Source organism: Flexivirga sp. (assembly GCF_051955415.1).
Classification (GTDB): domain Bacteria; phylum Actinomycetota; class Actinomycetes; order Actinomycetales; family Dermatophilaceae; genus Flexivirga.
Genome location: NZ_JBQCGS010000076.1, coordinates 16,099 through 33,876, shown reverse-complemented (window position 1 = coordinate 33,876; position 17,778 = coordinate 16,099). Strand labels below are relative to the sequence as shown.

Sequence of the window (17,778 nt, the reverse complement as noted above, 5' to 3'; positions counted from 1 at the left end):
TACTACTACACGCCGGCGGGCCCGGTGTTCATCGGCGTGCTGGTCGCGGTGGGCGTGTGCCTGGTCGCACTGCGGGGCTTCACCGACGCCGAGGACGTGTGCCTCAACCTCGCGGGCATCAGCGCTCCGATGGTGGCCTTCGTGCCGACGCCGGAGAGCGGTCGCTCACCGGACGTGGTGGCCATCACCAACAACGCGGCGACGTTCCTGACGGTGCTCGGCATCGGATACCTGGTGGTGCTCGGGTATGCCGTCCGCCGGGTCCGGCGGCGCGAGCGCCTATCCGCCTGGAGCGCCGTCGGACTGGTGGCCGTGGCGCTCGCGTGGCTCGTCGGCGTCGTCTGGCTGGCGGTGGACCGTGACGGGTTCGCCCGCCATGCGCACACGCTGGCGGCGACATTCACCTTCGTACCGTTCGCCGGCGTGGTCGCCCTGAACACCGACTGGGGCGTGCGGGTGATAGCCCGTCAGGCTGCGGCGAGCCGGACACGGTTCGACAGGGCGTACTGGGTCGTCCTCGGTGGCATGGGTCTCGTGGTCGTGGTCTTCGCCGCCCTGCGGTCGTGGTCCTACGCGCTGCTGGGACTCGAGATCGGGATCCTCGCTCTCTTCGCGGCCTTCTGGATCCTGCAGACCATCGACCTGATGGATCCGCGCCGGGACGCGGCAACTACCGTGCCGGGCCGATCAGCGCCCGGTGTTCGACCATGAGGCAACGATCCATGACGACCGTCAGGCCGGCGGATGACGCTGTGGCTGCCACACTTTCGTCATACAGACCAAGCTGCGTCCACAACGCGCCCGCACCGGCGGCGATGGCGTCGTCGGTCACTGCGGGCAGCTCGCTCGGCCGGCGGAAGACGTCGACGATGTCCGGTGCCGCGGGCAGGTCGGCCAGGCTCGGGTGCACCGGCCGGCCCATCAGGGTGGTCAGCCGTGGGTTGACGAACCACACTTCGTAGTCGGTGTGTTCGAGCAGGTATGCCGCCACGCCGTGGCTCGGTCGGGTGGGCTTGTCGGAGACGCCGACCACGGCCACGGTGTGCGCCGCCCGCAGTAGATCACGGATCTTCCGGCTGGACGGCCTGCTCCACTGGTGCTGCTCGCTCACGAGCCCACGGTATGCCTGCCGTGGTCGCCGGCTGCGAATCCGCTGCGACCGCAGGCCGTGTGTCGCAGTCGATTCGCAGGGCGAGTGCCTAGCTTTCGTGATCGGAGCGGGAGACTCTCGCCGTCAGGAGAACGCCATGAAGTTTCGCCGTACAGCTGCCGCCCTCGCCGTCGCCGCCGCAGCGTCCACCACCGTGGTGCTCGCCACGCCGGCGCACGCCGCCGGATACCGCACACCGGTCTCGAGCTTCCCGGTCGGAGATCCCGGCATCCTGTGGGACAGCGGACAATTCGTGAACTTCTACACCGGATGGCGGGCGAAGGTGGCCACCGCGCCATACGCCAACGGGCCGTGGAAGCAGGCCGGGCACGCGTTGAACGCTGACCCGGTCTGGTCCAAGCAGTCGACCTCGACATCGCATCCCGCGGTCTGGGCACCATCGGCCATCAAGATCTCGTCCGGGAAGTACATGCTCACGTATGCCGCCCAGCGCAAGGACTCCAGCTACCTGCGCTGCATCGGGGTCGCCTTCGCGACCAAAGCCACCGGTCCCTACACGCCGGCCTCGACGCCGCTGTCGTGCATCAATGGGCGGTACGGCGCACCCGACGTGATGTCCGGTGCTGCGTCGAACGACTCGGTGATCGACGCGACACCACGCTTCCTGACGTTCAACGGGTCGAGGGGTCTGTATGTGACGTACAAGACGCAGCACAGCGTCGGCACGAAGGGCCAGCCGGGTTTCCACTACTACTCGACGATCCGGATGGTCCGGGTGCAGACCGCCAGCAATGCGTCGTCGGTCAAGATCTTCGGCACCAGTCACATCCTCACGACGCGCCCGGACAACATCGAGGAGAACCCGGTGATGGTGCAGCGCGGCAACACCTTCACGCTCTTCACGTCGCTCGGCGGCTACACGCTGTGCAGCTATCACACGGAATACCGGACGTCGACCCACCTGTGGGGCTGGCCGGCGACGTCCCATCGCCTGAGCTTCCCGTCCAACACCAACACCTGCGGTAGCGGGGACGCCGACGTCTATTACTCGCCGCAGGCGAAGGCGTACCGGATCTTCTGGTCCGGACGGCCCGGTGGTGCGGGGAAGTCCCACCCGTTCTATCTCTACAGCGGCGAGCTGGCGTTCTCCAACGGTGTGCCGAAGGTGACCGGAGTGGACGCGCGCAAGTCGTGACGCGGCGAGGCCGGACGGGAGTCGTCTCCCGTCCGGCCAGGCGTGCGTCAGGCGGCGCTGTGCGCGTCCACCGCCGACGCCGTCTCGAAGGCGAGTTCGAGGATCTGCGCGACATCGCTGACCGGTCGTATGTCGAGAGCGTTCCTCACCTCGTCCGGCACGTCGTCCAGATCCGGTTCGTTGCGCTGCGGGATGAACACCGTTGTCAACCCTGCGCGCTGCGCCGCGAGCAGCTTCTGCTTCACGCCACCGATCGGCAGGACACGGCCGTTCAGGGTCACTTCTCCCGTCATACCGACATCGCTGCGGACCGGTCGGCCGGTGGCCAAGGATGCCAGGGCGGTGACCATGGTGACACCGGCGGACGGGCCGTCCTTGGGCGTTGCACCGGCGGGCACGTGCAGGTGGATCGGTCCGGTGAGTGCCGCGACGTCGACACCGTGCTCGGCACCGTGGGCGCGCAGGTAGGAGAGGGCGATCTGTGCGCTCTCCTTCATCACGTCACCGAGTTGGCCGGTGAGGGTGAGTCGCGGACCGGATTCACCGTCGGCAGAAGCCGATTGCAGTGTCGCACTCGCCGGTTTGGCGGCTTCGATGAACAGCACGTCGCCGCCCATGCCGGTCACCGCGAGTCCGGTGGCGACACCGGGCACGGCGGTTCGTTCCGCTGACTCCGGGGTGAACCGGGGTCGGCCCAGGTAGTCCGTCAGGTCGTCGACGGTGACCCGCACGGGCGCCTCCGCCTTGTCCATGGCGAGCTGGGTGGCGACCTTGCGCAGGATCTTGCCGAGCATGCGCTCCATCTGCCGAACACCCGCTTCGCGCGTGTATTCGCCTGCCATCTCCCGCAGTGCTGCTTCGTCGATGGTGACGTCATCCGCCGTGAGCGCAGCGCGGTCCAGCTGTCGGGGCAGCAGGTGCGTCGACGCGATGGCGACCTTGTCATCCTCGGTGTAGCCGTCGAGGGCGACCAACTCCATCCGGTCCAGCAGTGCGCTGGGGATGGTCTCGAGAGTGTTCGCGGTGGCGATGAAGACGACGTCGGACAGGTCGAGATCGAGTTCGAGGTAGTGATCGCGGAAGGTGTGGTTCTGCGCCGGGTCGAGCACCTCGAGCAGCGCGGCGGCCGGGTCGCCGCGGAAGTCGGAGCCCACCTTGTCGATCTCGTCGAGGAGTACGACCGGGTTCCTCGAGCCGGCTTCCTTGATGGCGCGCACGATCCGGCCGGGCAGTGCCCCGACATACGTGCGCCGGTGCCCGCGGATCTCGGCCTCGTCACGCACACCGCCGAGGGCGACGCGCACGAAGGATCGGTCCAGGGCCCGTGCCACGCTCTCGCCGAGCGACGTCTTGCCGACGCCGGGCGGCCCGACGAGAGCGAGCACCGCGCCGGAGCCGCGTCCACCCACGACCTCCAGCCCGCGTTCTGCGCGGCGTCCGCGGACGGCGAGGTATTCGACGATGCGGTCCTTCACGTCCTCCAGGCCGTGGTGATCGGCGTCCAGCACCTCGCGGGCAGCGGTGATGTCGGTGCGATCGGACGTCGTGTGTTGCCAAGGGAGTTCGAGCACCGTGTCCAGCCAGGTGCGGATCCAGCCGCCTTCCGGGCTCTGCTCGCTGGAACGCTCCAGCTTGCCCACCTCGCGCAGCGCAGCCTCCCGCACGTCATCCGGCAGGTCGGCCGCCTCCACCCGGGAGCGGTAGTCATCGGCGCCCTCGGGTTCGCTCTCACCGAGTTCCTTGCGGATCGCCTCCAGCTGCTGGCGCAACAGGAACTCGCGCTGGCTCTTGTCCATGCCGTCGCGGACGTCGCTGGCGATCTTGTCCGAAACCTCTTGCTCGGCAAGGTGATCGCCGGTCCACTTGATGAGGACTTCGAGTCGCTTGTCGACGTCGGTCTGTTCGAGCAGCTCGATGCGTTGCTGCGGCGAGAGGTAAGAGGCCCAGCCGGCCAGGTCGGCCAGTGCGTGGGCATCGGTCGTCGACTCGACGTGGTCGATGACCTGCCACGCGTTGCGGCGCTTGAGGGTGGCGATCACGAGTCGCTTGTAGTCGGTGGCGAGCTCGCGAGTGCGCTCGGTCGGTTCGGCAGACGCGATCACCTCGGCCTCCACCCAGAGGGCGGCGCCGGGTCCGGCCACGCCGCGACCGATGCGGGCGCGGTCGGTGGCGCGCAGCACCGCGGCGGGTTCGCCGCTCGGCATCCGGCCCACCTGCTCGATCGTCGCCACGGCGCCGATCGTGGGGTAGTTGTCGTCGATGCGCGGGGCGAGCAGCAGCTGCTCGCTGCCTGCGGCCCGGGCGGCGTCGACGGCCGCGCGCGCTTCGTCGTCCAGCTCGATCGGCAGGGTCATGCCGGGCAGGGCCACCTGGTCGTGCAGAAAGAGCACCGGCAGCTCGGTTGTTCGGGTCATCGCTCTCCTGGAGTCGTATGGCGACACGAGCGGGTTCGTCGGCGGTGCCGGTGGACGAGTCGTGCCGCAGCGAAGTTGAGTCTTATTGGCTCAAGGCTGTGGCGATCGGTTTTGTTCCCCGTGCTTCGCGCTGTGTCGGGACGAGCAACAGGTGCGCTGCGGCGCACGTTCCGCCGGCCCGTGGGGAACGATGTCCGGATGGCTGTCGATCCCGGATCCTCGAGTTGGTACGAGAAGTTGTATGCCGGAGCCGAGGCCGGCTTCTCGACGATCCCGTGGGATCACGGGGAGCCGACGCCATACCTCGTCGAGTGGATGGCGGAGCGGTTCGCGGTGTGCAGTGAGCTCGGACGTGCCGTCGTCATCGGCTGCGCGTACGGCGACGATGCCGAGTTGGTGGCGTCATACGGCTTCGACGTGACCGGGTTCGACGTGTCGCCGACGGCGGTGGAGGCGGCCCGTCGACGTCACCCGGCGTCGGCGGTCGAGTACCGGCAGGCCGATCTGTTGTCGTTGCCGTCGTCGTTGACCGGCGCTTTCGACCTGGTCGTCGAATGCACGACGTTGCAGAGCATGCCTCCTCGGCTGCACGGGCGCGCGGCGGAGGGGGTCGCCGCTCTCTGCGCGCCGGGCGGGACAGTCCTTGTCATTGCTCGCTGTCCGCGTGATGACGATCCGTCGGGGCCGCCATGGCTGCTGGAGGAGTCGGAAGTGCGTCGGCTGGCAACGTCTGATGTGCGATTGACCCGGATGCGACGCATCGCGATGCGCGGCGGCGACCGGTGGGTGGGGGAGTTCGAGCGCGAACCGGTTCAGCCGAACTGATCGGCGATGCGCGTCAGGCGTTCGCAGTGTGCACCCTGGAGGTAGGCCTTCGGCGCGCTCTTCGGTCTGTCGTCATACGACGAGCGTTTCAGCCCCGCGCGAAGAACGGCCGGCAATCGTCGAACCCGTTGACGTCGAACGGGATCCGCATGTCGCCCGCCGCCCAGTCGTCGCGACTCAGCGTCAGGTGCTGCAGGTCGACGACGCCGTCACCGCTGTCGTGCGGCCGAATGCCGTCGTCCCGGTAGCCGAGATGCCGGCTCACTCCGAGAGACGCTTGGTTGGTCACAACAGCCGACGTGATCGCCTGACGCGCGCCCAGATGTCCGAAGGCGAACGCCAGCACCGCCTCGCGTGCATGTATGCCGAATCCATTGCCGCGGACCGGTTTCGCGATCCACGACGCGGTGTCGACCCTGCGGTCGGTCGAAAACCTTGTCCCCTCGAGGGTCTGTATGCCGACCGGTTCGCCGTTGCGCCATACGCCGAAGTCGAGTGCCCACTCATCGATCGACCAGCACCCGCGATGTCGCCAGACGCTCTGCGCGAGCTGGCGCTCGCGGTCCTGCTGCGCCGGCAACCCGATCAGCGGCGGGAAGCGCGGGTCGAGGTCGAAGTCGTCCGGGAAGATCGCGATGAAGTGCGTCAGGTCGGCATCGCGCACCGGACGGAGCAAGAGCTCCGGGCCGTTGAGGGCGAGTTCGTCAAATGGCCAATGTGCGGTCATTCGGCAAGCTTCGCAGAACAGTGGGTGTCGGTCACCACGTATCCGATGACAGCCAGTTTGTGTGAGCAGGAAGATCGACCATAACTCCTGAAAACAAAGAAAATTTCCGCCTTTCCATCTTGCGACTCGATTCGAACACAGTTATTATCGAGTATGTCGAATCAGCCGCTTCTGGTCACCGGTGGGGCCGTCGCCGATGCATCGGTCGACGCGCTGCTCGCGACCGCACACGCCCTCGCGCGAGAAGCGGCGAACAGGGTGCGATCCGGCACGGCGGACACCTCCCGTGAGGGTCTGATTGACCAGGCCGTTGCCTGCCAGCAGGTGCAGAACTCGATGTGGGCAGCGCAATCGGCACGACTGGCGCAGGTCGCCGCGATCGAGGAGGTCGTGTCGAGCGACGGACCGCCGCGTGAGGTGCGGCATGCCGTCGGTTCATATGCCGACGAGTGGCTGCCCTCGGAGATCGGCACCCGGCTCGGCTGGTCCGACCGTCAGGCGACGACGCGGCTGACCGAGTCGGTGGACGCCATACGCCGCACGCCGCGCCTGTTCGATCTGACAGCGCGCGGCGCGCTCGATCCGCGCAAGCTCGTCGGCGTCGGCGACACTCTGTGCGGTGCCTCCTCGAAGGTCGCCGAAAAGGTCGAGGACGAGTTGCTCGCGACGTTCGGCGATGCGGATGACGTGGTTTCGGCGACGTCGACCAAGCTGATCCGACGCTCGCGGCGACTGCTCGCCCAAGCAGCACCGGCCGACGCCGACAAGGCTGCCGCCACGCGGCGGGCCGATGCCAAGGGCGTCCAGGTGTTCCCGCATCACGAGCCGGGGCTGAGTGTGTTCCGCGCCGTCCTGCCCAGCGAGGACGCGATGCGGGTCATGGCCGGCGTCAACGAGCTCGCGCGGCACCTGCACCGCGACACCACTACCGGTAAGTCCCTCGACGACTGCCGGGTGGACGCGTTCGTCGACCTCGTGCTCGGGAAGGTCTCTGTCAACACGACCTGCGTCGTGCACGTTCCGGTGATCCCGGCAGGCGCCGACGGAGAAGCGCACAGGCCGACCGCGGGCAGCGCCGCGACCGACCCGCGTGAAGACCATTGCTCCACCAACCGCTGGACCGCAACGTGCGGTGCCGGCATGGAGCGGTTCGGTGGCTTTTCGTCGGGCGGGTTCGCCTGCCGTCCCGAGTGGCCGCCTGCGTCATTCGTCGAGCCACAGCTCGAGCAGTTGCTGCGCCAGGCGGTGCAGGAGGGGCTCGACGGACTCGCGAAGCTGGACGCGCGCGGTGTGCAACTCCGAGGCGGCGTGCCGTGCAACACCGGCCCGACGGCCGCGGCAGCGGTCGGTTCGAGCCGTCTGACCAGAGTCCGATCCGCAAGGGGCGTCGAAATTCGTGAGAGATCAATGGGATCCGACGCATCATCTTCACCGGGATGCCCGCCGGGTCGACGCCCCGTCGACGCTGTGCGACCTGCGCCGGGTCGACGCAACAAGAGGTCCGATCGACCACCGCCGACGCAATCGTCCGACAAGTTCGATCGGCCACGATTACCGAACGAAGCTTCCGACACCTACCGACTGACCGACACGGTCGTCGAAGGGCTGGGCGTCATACCGGCGGGCGTGCTGGCCGAGATGTGTCGCACCCTCGGCACCAAGGTGACGCGTGCGCTCGTCGACATGCAGACCGGAGCGACGATCGAGACCGCCGACGAGGCCTACCGACCCGGCGCGCGGCTGCGGCGGTTCGTGGTGACACGAGATGAGCACTGCCGCTTCCCCGGGTGCACCCGCCCGGCCCGGCTCGACGACGTCGACCATGTCGACCGATATCCCGAGGGTCCGACCGCGGCCTGGAATCTCCAATGCCTCTGTCGGCACCATCATCGCGCGAAACACGAGGGCGGCTGGAAGGTGTCGATGACACCCGATGGCGTCTGCACCTGGACGAGTCCGTCAGGTCGGCAGTACGTGACGCATCCGGCCGACTGACCGACGAGGTTCGGACCCCACACCTCGCGGCATGCGGCCGGCTCACGGTCGGCCGAGGATCTCGATCCGCATCAACGCGATGGTCTCCTGGTCGGCACACACGTCGAAGCGGACGATGTGGCCATCGCGCACCCGTGCCGCGATGGTCGACAGGACGCGTCCGTCGGGCGCGTAGACGGCGCCGATCACCCCGTCGATCAGGGCCAGTTCGGCGCCGGCGGCCCGGCCCTGGAAGGCGGCCGCGACGGCGTGCACACCGTGCAGTGAACTGTCGATCTCCGGTGCGCCACCGGGTGCGGCCGCCGCCGCAGCCACCGCCACCCGGTCCGCGCGCAACTCGATCTGCGGATCGAGCACCGTGAGCAGCCCGGCCAGGTCACCGCTGCGCGACGCCCGCAGGAAGGCCGACACCGCACTGCGCTGCTGTTTGCGCGCACTCGACACGTCCGCCTCGCGCACGCGGCGCCGGGCACGCGACGCCAACTGCCGAGTCGCATCGGGTGCGCGCTCGATGACCGCGGCGATCTGCTCGAACGGCACACCGAAGAGGTCGTGCAACACGAACGCCAGACGCTCTGCCGGACCGAGTCGATCGAGCACCACGAGCAACGCGTTGGTGACCGAATCGTCATGGACAGCAACGAACTCCGGCTCCTCCATGACCGCTGCCAGCGGCGCATCATCGCTGTCCAGCTCATCCTCGGCGCGCGTACGCCGGGACCGCAGCATGTCCAGGCAGATCCGCGACACCACCGTCGTCAGCCAGCCGCCCAAGTTGTCGATGCTGTCCCGGTCGACGCCGGCCAGCCGCAGCCATGCCTCCTGCACCGCGTCATCCGCATCGCCATACGTCCCGAGCACGCGGTAGGCCACTGCGCGCAGCCGCGTCCGATGGGTGTCGAACTCGTGCGCCAGAAATTCGTCATCGCTCACGTGTCACATTCTGCGTGCGCCATCCGTCACCCGCTGTGATTCAACCGATGAACACAAGGAGACCGCACGATGGAACCCCGTATGACCAACCCCGCGCAGCTGCTCGACCCGTCCGGGATCAAGGGCATCTACGCACTCGTCGCCGCCGTGCGAGGAGCGGGCGTGCCGGAGGCGACGCTCGAACTCGTGCACCTGCGCGTCAGCCAGATCAACGGCTGCTCGTGGTGCCTGCAGTACGGCCTCGAGTCGGCCAAGAAGGCCGGGGAGAGCGACGAGCGGCTGATCTCGCTCGCCGGGTGGCGGGATGCGCCGTACTTCACCGACGACGAGCGCGCCGCTCTGCTGCTCGCCGAGCACATGACCCGCATCGCGGACAGCCTCGACCCCGTCCCGGACGCGGTCTGGGACGAGGTCGCCGACCACTACGACGAGACGGCGCTCGCGGCATTGGTGACCTGGATCGCGACCACCAATCTCTTCAACCGGATCAACGTCACCACGCGCCAGGTGGCCGGCACCCGCTGATCGCCGTCCGACACCGTGCCATGGCAGGCTTGCCCCGAGCGAGGTGAGTGGTATGACGGCCTGGGTGCTGCACGTCGACATGGATCAATTCCTTGCTGCCGTGGAGATCCAGCGTCATCCCGAGCTCGCGGGCAAGCCCGTCGTGGTGGGCGGGCGTGGTGACCCGACCGAACGCGCCGTCGTGTCGACGGCCTCCTATGAGGCTCGCGAATACGGTGTCCGCTCCGGTATGCCGCTCAAGATCGCGGTGAAGCGATGCCCCGACGCGGTGTTCCTGCCCGTGGATTTCCCTGTGTACGAGGCTGTTTCAGCCACCGTGATGCAGACGTTGCGGGAGCTGCCGGGCGCCGTCGTCGAGGTTCTCGGATGGGACGAAGCCTTCGTCGGCATCGACACCGACGAGCCCGTCGGCTCGGCTCACGCCGTCCGTGACGCCGTGCTGGCGGCCACCGGGCTGCACTGCAGCGTCGGTGTCGGGGACACCAAGGTCCGTGCGAAGGTGGCCACCGACCTCGGCAAACCACGCGGGGTCTTCCAACTGACGCGGGACAACTGGCTCGAAGTCATGGGAGAGCGCCCAGTTCGTGCCCTTTGGGGCATCGGCAGCCAGACGTCGAAACGGCTGGAAGCACACGGCATCCGCACTGTCCGGGACCTGTCCGCCGCCTCGGACGAGGTGCTGGCCGCCGAATTCGGGCCCAACACCGGTCCGCACATCGGTCGGCTCGGCCGCGGTGTCGGCAGCGCGACCGTCGATGACACCCCCTGGGTCGCCCGCGCCCACGGTCACGAGACGACATACCAACGCGACCTGACGACGGTCGATCAGGTACGCAACGCCCTCGGCGAATTGGCTGCTCTGGTGGTCGAGGATCTGCAGGGCGAACAGCGGCCCTGCCAGCGGGTCCATCTGAAGATTCGCTTTGCGCCGTTCTTCACCGTCACTCGCGTCCGCAAACTGCCGGCACCGACGTATGACGCGGCGGTCATCGCCGACACCGCGTTCGCGCTCTACACCAAGCTCGCCGATGAGCGACCGGTGCGCCTGCTCGGTGTCCGCGGTGAGATGGTCCCTCCGGAGGGCGGTTACGACGCACCCCGCACTCACGGCCGCCGCGGCGGTCCGTGACGGTGGTCCGTCCTACCGTTGACGCCATGACACAGACCGAACGCGCAGCCGCCTTCCACGCCCTCCACGACGACCTGCTCGTGCTCCCGAACTGCTGGGACGCGGCCTCGGCTGCGGTGATCCAGCGAGCGGGTGCCACAGCCCTCGCGACGTCGAGCGCCGCGGTCGCCTGGTCGCTCGGCGTCCAGGACGGCAATGTCCTCGACCGTGGCCTGATGCTCGAGCACCTGCGACGCATCTGCTCGGTCGCGACCGTGCCCGTGTCCTGCGACATCGAAGGCGGATTCGGTGAAACGACAACCGACCTCGCCGAGACGACCCGTCTGGTGATCGAGGCGGGAGCGGTCGGCGTGAACCTCGAGGACGCGATCGACGGTGAGCTGCGACCGGTCGACGAGGCAGTGGAACGCGTGCGTGTGGTCCGCGAGGCGGCGACCAGCGCAGGTGTCGACATCTACCTCAACGCCCGCACGGACGGCTATCTGCTCGGGGCAGCCGACTTCGACGACACCGTCGCCCGGGCGGCGGCATACCTCGACGCCGGTGCGAGCGGGATCTTCGTGCCGGGCGTGACCGACCTCGGCGAAGTGGCCCGGCTGACAGCGGCGATCGACGCCCCGGTCAACATCCTCACCGGTCCGCACGCGCCCGGCATCGCGCAACTGCGCGCGGCCGGCGCCCGTCGGATCTCGGCGGGCTCCTCCCTGGCCGGGGCGATCTTCGGGCACCTCGAGCGGGCGGCTCGCGAACTGCTCAATGCCGGCACGTATGACGAGCTCGCCGGCGGACGCGCCCACGCCGAGCTGAACGCGCTGTTTCCGAAGGAGGCCGGGCGTCGTCCTGAGTAGGCCGCGAGTTAACGGCGGAGCGCCTTGCGGGCCAACACATTGCCGCCGAACTGCGCGAGCTGAACCAACGCGATGATCACCGCGACCGCGATCCAGGTCACCGCCCAGTCGAAGCGGTGGTAGCCGTAGGTGATCGCGAAGTCGCCCAGTCCGCCGCCACCGACCGCCCCCGCGATCGCCGTCATGTCGACGACCGCGACGAAGATGAACGTGTATCCCAGGATCAGCGGACCGAGCGCCTCCGGCACCAGGACGGACCGGACGATCCGCCACGGGCCGGCGCCCATCGCCTCGGCAGCCTCGATCACGCCGGGATCGACGGAGACCAACGACTGTTCGACGATGCGGGACACGCCGAACGTTGCCGCGATGACCAGCGGGAACAGCACCGCGCGGGTCCCGATCGTCGAACCCATCGCCTGCAGGGTGAGCGGCGCGATCGCGGTCACGAAGATGATGAACGGGATCGGCCGGACGATGTTGACCAGCACGTTGAGCACCGTGTTGATGACCCGGTTCTCCATCAGCCCGCCGCCGCGGGTGGTGAACAGCGCCACGCCGAGCACCAGCCCGAGGACGCCGCCGATGAGGATCGTCACGACCGCCATCAGCAGGGTCTGCCAGATCGCGGTCTGGAACGTCGGCCAGAGCGTCGACCAGTCCGTCGTCACCGTGCGCCCCCGTCCACCGGGCCCGCAGCACTCAACGCCTCGACCGTCGCCCGTACGCCCTCATCCGGGCCGCGCAGCGCAAGCGTGAACGAGCCGAGCGACTCGTGCTTGAGGTCGGTGATCCCGCCGTACACGATCTCGAAGTCGACACCGTGCTCGCGCGCAGCGGTGCTGAGCACGGCACCCAACGCGCGCTCGTCGGTGACCGCGACGGTCACCAAGGTGTCGTCATACGTGTCCCGAAGCTGTTGCAGCCGTGCAGCATCCGGCCGGTTCCCGACCGTCGCCGACACGAACCGCTGCGTCGTCTGCGCCTGCGGTGAGCCCAGTACGTCGCGCACGGTGCCGGTCTCCACGACCCGGCCGGAGTCGAGCACGGCGACGCGATCGGCGATCGCGCGGACCACGTCCATCTCGTGGGTGATCACCACGATGGTGATTCCGAGCTCCTCGTTGACCCGCCGGAGCAGGGCCAACACGTCACGGGTGGTCTCCGGGTCCAGCGCCGAGGTGGATTCATCGGCGAGCAGCAGGTCGGGGTCCGAGGCCAACGCCCGGGCGATACCGACGCGCTGTTTCTGACCACCGGACAGTTCTTCCGGGTAGCTCCAGGCCTTGTCCAGCAGCCCCACGAAGGAGAGCAGTTCGGCAACCCGCTGTTCCTGCTCGGCACGCCCCAGCCCGGCCAGTTGCAACGGGTACGCCACATTGCCGAAGACGGTCCGCGATCGCATCAGGTGGAACTGCTGGAAGACCATCCCGATGCGACGACGTATGGCGCGCAACGGTTTTCCGTGCAGCCGGGTGATGTCGACCCCGTCCACGGTCACGGTGCCCGACGTCGCCTTCTCCAGGCCGTTGATCAGTCGGACCAGTGTGCTCTTGCCGGCGCCGGAGTAGCCGATCACGGCGAAGATCTCACCGCGGCGGATGTCCAGGCTGACGTCGTCGAGAGCATGGTGAGCCTCGGCGCCGGTGCCGAAGATCTTGGACACGGCGGTGAGTCGGACGACCGGATCCGCCGAATCCACCTCGGACGCAGTCGCTTCGATGACGGCGTCGGTCATTGCGCGCTCACGACCTTCTCGTAGCCGGCCAGCAGCTTGCGCAGGTCGGCGGCCGGCTTCTGCACCGGCACACTCGTGTTCTTCGACTCCGCCACGACGAGCTTCTCCACACGCGGGTCGTGATACAGCTTCACGATCTCGGCATACGTCGGGTTGTCCTTGTCGGCGGCCCGCGACACGATCACGTTGATGTAGGGCTCCGACGTGCTCGACCTCGGGTCGTCGGAGAAGAGCGCCTTCTTCGGGTCCAGGTGGCCGTCCAACGCGAAGTCGTTGTTGACGACCGCGCCGTCCACCGAGGACAACGACGTCACGGTCTGTGAGGCGTCGACCGGGGTGACCTTCACCTTCGATGCGGACGTGTCGATGTCCGCGGGTGTCGACACGATGGTGCCGCCGCCCTTGAGCTGGACCAACCCGGCCTTCTGCAGCACCAGCAGTGCGCGGGCCTGGTTCGTGGGGTCGTTCGGTATGGCGATGTCGGCGCCTCGGGGGATCTGGCTGAGCCGGGTGTGCTTCCTGGAATAGAGACCGAGCGGCACGACATACGTGGACCCGACGGGCGTCAGGTCCTGGTGCGCTTGCTTGTTGTAGCTGGCGAGAAAGACCAGGTGCTGGAAGAGGTTCAAGTCCAGTTGGCCTTGCGCGACAGCGGGATTCGCCTGCGTGTAGTCGGAGAAGTTGACCGTTTGCAGGTCGATGCCGTGCTCGCGCGCAAGCTTCTTCAGCACCGGCCAGTAGTCCTGGTCGGCGTCCGTGACGCCGATCTTCACCGTGGTGAGCTTGCCGCCGGAGGCCGAGTCGCCGGCGGTCGCGCGGCCGGCAGCGAACCCGCCGCCGGCGCCGACCACCAGGGCGATGACGGCAGCAGTGAGCCACGTACGCCGCGACCGGCCCGGTCGGGGTGGCAGGGAGGGGCGGTCCGGCAGGGAAGGGACGCCAGACGGGTCGGACGGGGTGTTGGTGGACATGGTGACCTCAGGCTTCGGCTGTCGTTCGTATGACGAAAGGGCGCCCGGCCGTGCTCGAACCCGCGCGCACGCGATCAGCGGGCGCTCGGGCAACGGGGTACTGCCGTGCTTGCCGCACTGCGGATCGGTGGATCACACACTGCGGCCCAGTCATTCACCTGGGGCACCCCGCCACGTGCGTGAGGGTTGCCGCCCAGCAAGCCAGGGCTTGTCGCTGGGACTCGTGACTGTCTTAAACATAAGGAACAGTTACCGAATAAGTCAAAACGTGTAGCGGTGCTACTGGTTTGTGAACTGCGTCACCTCCATCGCCCCACCACGGTGGTGACCGCCTGAGTCGAGCGCAACGGCTAACTCACGTCACGGCGGATCGTCGTGCGCACCGCGATGGCGGTGATGGCGACCGCATAACCGACGATCAGGACCGCGGCGAGCCACGGATTGAGCAGTTCGGCGCCGGTCGCGGAGCCGAAGGCGCGGTGCCCGGAGAACGCCAGTGCCTGCACCGCGCCGCCGGGGAGGAAGGGGTATGCCGGCCGGGTCAGCGCGATGCTGTTGATCGTCTGTTCGATTGCGAAGAGATAGATCAGCAGTGCGGCGACCGCGGCGATCTGGTTGCGCAGCAGTGCGCCGACGGCGACGCCGACCGCGGTCATCACGGCGATGGAGAGGGTGCCGCCGACGACCGCTCGCGTCACGCCGCCCGCGGTGAGCGAGCCCCCGAGCAGTCCGCGGGCGGACAGCCACGGAGCCGCGATGGCCGAGCAGACGCCGACCACCACGACGCCGACGAGCAGTCCGTAGCCGGTCAGCACGATCAGCTTGGCGCTGATCAGCCGGCCGCGATGCGGTATGGCGAGGTAGCTCGCGGTCGCGGTGTGGTGGCGGTACTCGCCGGTGACCGCGGTGATGCCGACGATCGCGGTGATCATGTAGGCGGTCTGCACCCCGCCGATGAGTGCTCCGGTGAAGATGTCCAGCGGTGGGTGTTCGCTGGCCTCCGATCCGGCGACGGTCAGCACCGTGACGAGGACCGCGACGGCCACCGCGACGATCCCGAGGATCCACCACAGGCGGGTCGTGGCGAGCTTGCGCAGCTCGGTGCGCAGCGCTGTCGCCATACCCGATCCGGTCTCCGCAGGTGCATCGGTCCGTTCGGCGACGGCACTCATCGCGTTGCTCCCTCGTGTGCGGGGTCTTCGACGGCGCCGCTGCCGTCCGATTCGGTGAGACTGAAGAAGAGTCGTTCCAGCGTGTTGGCCTCGGTGACCAACTGCCGCAGCGGTATGCCGGTGTCGTGCGCGATCAGCCCGATGCGGGTGGCGTCGACACCGCGCACGATCAACGTCTCCTCGCCGGCCCGCTCGACCCGGACGTCGTCACCGACCGCCCGGTGCACAGCGGCCTGCAGTCCGGCCGGGTCCGCGCTGCAGACCCGGACCTCGTCGCTGCCGACCTGCCGGATGTCGCCCTCGTGCACCAGCCGGCCGCGATGGATGATGACGACCGAGTCGACCAGTTGCTGCATCTCGGCCAGCAGGTGGCTGGACACCAGCACCGTGTGCCCGGCCGCCGCGAGGTCCTGCAGCAGTCCTCGCAACCAGCGGATGCCTTCCGGGTCCAGCCCGTTGGTCGGTTCGTCGCAGATCAGGACCGGCGGGTCGGCGAGGATCGCCGAGGCGACGCCGAGGCGTTGGCGCATGCCCAGGGAGTAGTCGCGCACCCGCCGTCCGCCGGCCGTCGCCAGGCCGACCTGGTCCAGCGCCTCGTCGACGCGGCGGTCGTTCACCCCCGCCGCGATCGCGCAGATGCGCAGGTGATCTCGCCCGGTGCGTGCCGGATGGAAGCCGTCGGCCTCCAGCAGCGCTCCGACGGTGCGCGCCGGAGCGTCCAGGTCCTGATAGCGGCGGCCGCCGATCATCGCGGTTCCCTCGCTAGGGGTGATCAGGCCCAGCAGCATGCGCAAGGTCGTCGTCTTGCCGGCGCCGTTGGCTCCGAGGAACCCGGTGACCTGGCCCGGGCGGACGGTGAAGCTCAGCCCGTCCACCGCCGCCAGCTGTCCGAACCGTTTGGTCAGCCGGTGTACGTCGATCGCGCACGGCCGTTGCTGGGAACGCATCCCGACTCCTCGTGTGCTCGGTCGGGCGGGACGCCCGACTACGCTTCAGTCGTCACCCCAGCCGTGGTGTCGACATGGTGACGGTGTGTAAGCAAGACCATACACAGTGTCAAAATTCGAAAAGGAGGCCGTAGGTGGTGCGGGACGCCGGCGCGGATGATGCGGCACGGCCCTCGGTCGACGCCGACTGGTCGGCGACCGTCGCCGGCCACAAACAACGGCAACTGCTGAGGATCGGCGCGATAGCGGCCGAGCTGGTCAGCAGCGACGGCCTCGGTGCGGTGTCGATGAGCCGGCTCGCGCGGGCGAGCGGCATCTCGCGCGCGACCCTGTACAACTACGTTCCGGATGTCGTCACCGCCGTCCGCCACCACCTCACCGCCCAGTCCGAGGCATTCCAGGCCGCGGTGGCGGCCGCCGTGGCCGAGGAGGAAGACCCGGAGGCGCAGCTGCGGCGCTACATCCAGGAGCAGGTGGCGTATGCCGCGGGCGCGGATCATCGCGCGGCGGCCGCGCTGCTCGAGTCCGGTGCCGCACTCGGCGGCTCCGATCCGGCCGCCCATCAACGCCGTGACTCCTCGGTGTTGGAGGGCATCCTCGACCGGGGCGACCGGGCCGGGACCTTCCGGTCCGGGCACCGGGCGGCCCGCCTGACGCTGATCAGCCGGCTGCTCTACAGCTCGCACGAACTCATGCACCAACAGCACGTCAGCCGCGATGACACCGTCGCCCTGATCACCGAGCTCATCCTCGACGGCATCCGCCGATAGGCTCCTGCCGTGCCAGCCGCGGAGATCGTCGTCAGCGCCGTCGTGTTCCGTGACCCGCAGGGGCGGGTGCTGACGGTCCGGAAGTCCGGGACGGACAAGTTCATGTTCCCCGGCGGCAAGCTGGAACCCCGCGAGCGCCCCATCGATGCGGCCGTGCGGGAAGTCGCCGAAGAGCTCGACATACAGGTGCGAGCCGCCGACCTGCGTCTGCTGGGCACCTTCACTGCGGACGCCGCCAACGAGCCGGGGCACACCGTCACCGCGACGGTGTATGAGCACGACTTCGTTCCGGTGAGCGCCCCGGCGGCCGAGATCGCCGAGCTGCGCTGGGCGGACGTGTCCGCGGACGCCACGCAGGATCTCGCGCCGCTGTTGGCGCACCGGGTCTTCCCGGCGCTGCGGGGCGGACATCTGCGTCCGTCAGTAGACCGTCCACTCCGGGAGCGCCTCACGCACGAGACGCCACGCCCTGGTTAGG

Annotated in this window: 18 protein-coding genes and 1 riboswitch; of the genes, 9 read left to right on the top strand and 9 right to left on the bottom strand. The window is 68.5% G+C overall.

The features are described from left to right. Positions 1-711, top strand: a 711-nt coding sequence (locus tag ACTHL4_RS12825) for a hypothetical protein (protein ID WP_440283156.1), incomplete at its 5' end; no start/stop codon positions are given. On the opposite strand, the gene ACTHL4_RS12820 is transcribed toward ACTHL4_RS12825, so the two are convergent. Then, complete coding sequence (locus tag ACTHL4_RS12820) at positions 671-1,111, bottom strand: CoA-binding protein (RefSeq protein ID WP_440283155.1); 441 nt, start codon at positions 1,109-1,111, stop codon at positions 671-673. The two genes, ACTHL4_RS12825 and ACTHL4_RS12820, sit on opposite strands and share 41 nt — an antisense overlap. 136 nt (positions 1,112-1,247) lie before the next feature. On the opposite strand from ACTHL4_RS12820, the gene ACTHL4_RS12815 reads away from it, so the two are divergent. After that, entirely contained in the window at positions 1,248-2,306 is a 1,059-nt protein-coding gene (locus ACTHL4_RS12815; protein WP_440283154.1) for a family 43 glycosylhydrolase, read from the top strand. Positions 2,307-2,353: 47 nt separating this feature from the next. On the opposite strand, the gene lon is transcribed toward ACTHL4_RS12815, so the two are convergent. Further along, positions 2,354-4,720, bottom strand: a complete 2,367-nt coding sequence (lon, locus tag ACTHL4_RS12810) for an endopeptidase La (RefSeq protein WP_440283153.1) — start codon at positions 4,718-4,720, stop codon at positions 2,354-2,356. Positions 4,721-4,918: 198 nt separating this feature from the next. Between lon and ACTHL4_RS12805 the strand changes: the two genes are divergently transcribed. Beyond that, positions 4,919-5,545, top strand: a complete 627-nt coding sequence (locus ACTHL4_RS12805; RefSeq protein ID WP_440283152.1) for a class I SAM-dependent methyltransferase — start codon at positions 4,919-4,921, stop codon at positions 5,543-5,545. Between the two features lie 88 nt (positions 5,546-5,633). Here ACTHL4_RS12805 and ACTHL4_RS12800 read toward each other — a convergent pair whose 3' ends face one another. Then, positions 5,634-6,272: a GNAT family N-acetyltransferase gene (locus ACTHL4_RS12800; RefSeq protein ID WP_440283151.1), complete on the bottom strand. Its 639-nt coding sequence runs from the start codon at positions 6,270-6,272 to the stop codon at positions 5,634-5,636. Positions 6,273-6,425: 153 nt separating this feature from the next. Between ACTHL4_RS12800 and ACTHL4_RS12795 the strand changes: the two genes are divergently transcribed. Then, positions 6,426-8,267: an HNH endonuclease signature motif containing protein gene (locus tag ACTHL4_RS12795; RefSeq protein WP_440283150.1), complete on the top strand. Its 1,842-nt coding sequence runs from the start codon at positions 6,426-6,428 to the stop codon at positions 8,265-8,267. Positions 8,268-8,309: 42 nt separating this feature from the next. Here the strand turns inward: ACTHL4_RS12795 and ACTHL4_RS12790 are convergent, their stop codons facing one another. Next, positions 8,310-9,200, bottom strand: a complete 891-nt coding sequence (locus ACTHL4_RS12790; protein WP_440283149.1) for a sigma-70 family RNA polymerase sigma factor — start codon at positions 9,198-9,200, stop codon at positions 8,310-8,312. A gap of 69 nt (positions 9,201-9,269) precedes the next feature. Between ACTHL4_RS12790 and ACTHL4_RS12785 the strand changes: the two genes are divergently transcribed. Genes ACTHL4_RS12785 through ACTHL4_RS12775 form a run of 3 tightly spaced genes read left to right on the top strand, consistent with a single transcriptional unit; the run spans position 9,270 to position 11,702 of the window. Then, positions 9,270-9,725: a carboxymuconolactone decarboxylase family protein gene (locus tag ACTHL4_RS12785; protein ID WP_440283148.1), complete on the top strand. Its 456-nt coding sequence runs from the start codon at positions 9,270-9,272 to the stop codon at positions 9,723-9,725. 52 nt (positions 9,726-9,777) lie between these two features. After that, entirely contained in the window at positions 9,778-10,854 is a 1,077-nt protein-coding gene (locus tag ACTHL4_RS12780) for a DNA polymerase IV (protein ID WP_440283147.1), read from the top strand. 26 nt (positions 10,855-10,880) lie between these two features. Continuing rightward, entirely contained in the window at positions 10,881-11,702 is an 822-nt protein-coding gene (locus tag ACTHL4_RS12775) for an isocitrate lyase/PEP mutase family protein (RefSeq protein WP_440283146.1), read from the top strand. A gap of 8 nt (positions 11,703-11,710) precedes the next feature. Here the strand turns inward: ACTHL4_RS12775 and ACTHL4_RS12770 are convergent, their stop codons facing one another. The 5 genes from ACTHL4_RS12770 to ACTHL4_RS12750 all read right to left on the bottom strand — a co-directional run bounded on the left by ACTHL4_RS12770 (position 11,711) and on the right by ACTHL4_RS12750 (position 16,530). Continuing rightward, the gene (locus ACTHL4_RS12770; RefSeq protein WP_440283158.1) at positions 11,711-12,310 is read right to left on the bottom strand and encodes a methionine ABC transporter permease; all 600 of its coding nucleotides are present in this window, start codon (positions 12,308-12,310) and stop codon (positions 11,711-11,713) included. Positions 12,311-12,369: 59 nt separating this feature from the next. Next, positions 12,370-13,440, bottom strand: coding sequence for a methionine ABC transporter ATP-binding protein (locus ACTHL4_RS12765; RefSeq protein ID WP_440283145.1), 1,071 nt, complete (start codon positions 13,438-13,440; stop codon positions 12,370-12,372). After that, the gene (locus tag ACTHL4_RS12760; protein WP_440283144.1) at positions 13,437-14,411 is read right to left on the bottom strand and encodes a MetQ/NlpA family ABC transporter substrate-binding protein; all 975 of its coding nucleotides are present in this window, start codon (positions 14,409-14,411) and stop codon (positions 13,437-13,439) included. The genes ACTHL4_RS12765 and ACTHL4_RS12760 overlap by 4 nt, the downstream gene beginning before the upstream one ends. A gap of 100 nt (positions 14,412-14,511) precedes the next feature. Next, a riboswitch (SAM riboswitch) is annotated at positions 14,512-14,640 on the bottom strand. 121 nt (positions 14,641-14,761) lie between these two features. Continuing rightward, a complete protein-coding gene (locus ACTHL4_RS12755; RefSeq protein WP_440283143.1) occupies positions 14,762-15,583 on the bottom strand; it encodes an ABC transporter permease in 822 nt (273 codons plus the stop codon). After that, positions 15,580-16,530, bottom strand: coding sequence for an ABC transporter ATP-binding protein (locus ACTHL4_RS12750; RefSeq protein ID WP_440283142.1), 951 nt, complete (start codon positions 16,528-16,530; stop codon positions 15,580-15,582). The genes ACTHL4_RS12755 and ACTHL4_RS12750 overlap by 4 nt, the downstream gene beginning before the upstream one ends. A gap of 134 nt (positions 16,531-16,664) precedes the next feature. On the opposite strand from ACTHL4_RS12750, the gene ACTHL4_RS12745 reads away from it, so the two are divergent. Together ACTHL4_RS12745 and ACTHL4_RS12740 are read left to right on the top strand one after the other, a co-directional pair. Next, complete coding sequence (locus ACTHL4_RS12745; protein ID WP_440283141.1) at positions 16,665-17,300, top strand: TetR family transcriptional regulator; 636 nt, start codon at positions 16,665-16,667, stop codon at positions 17,298-17,300. A gap of 9 nt (positions 17,301-17,309) precedes the next feature. Beyond that, a complete protein-coding gene (locus ACTHL4_RS12740) occupies positions 17,310-17,777 on the top strand; it encodes an NUDIX hydrolase (protein WP_440283140.1) in 468 nt (155 codons plus the stop codon). The last annotated feature ends 1 nt before the right edge of the window (position 17,778 follow it).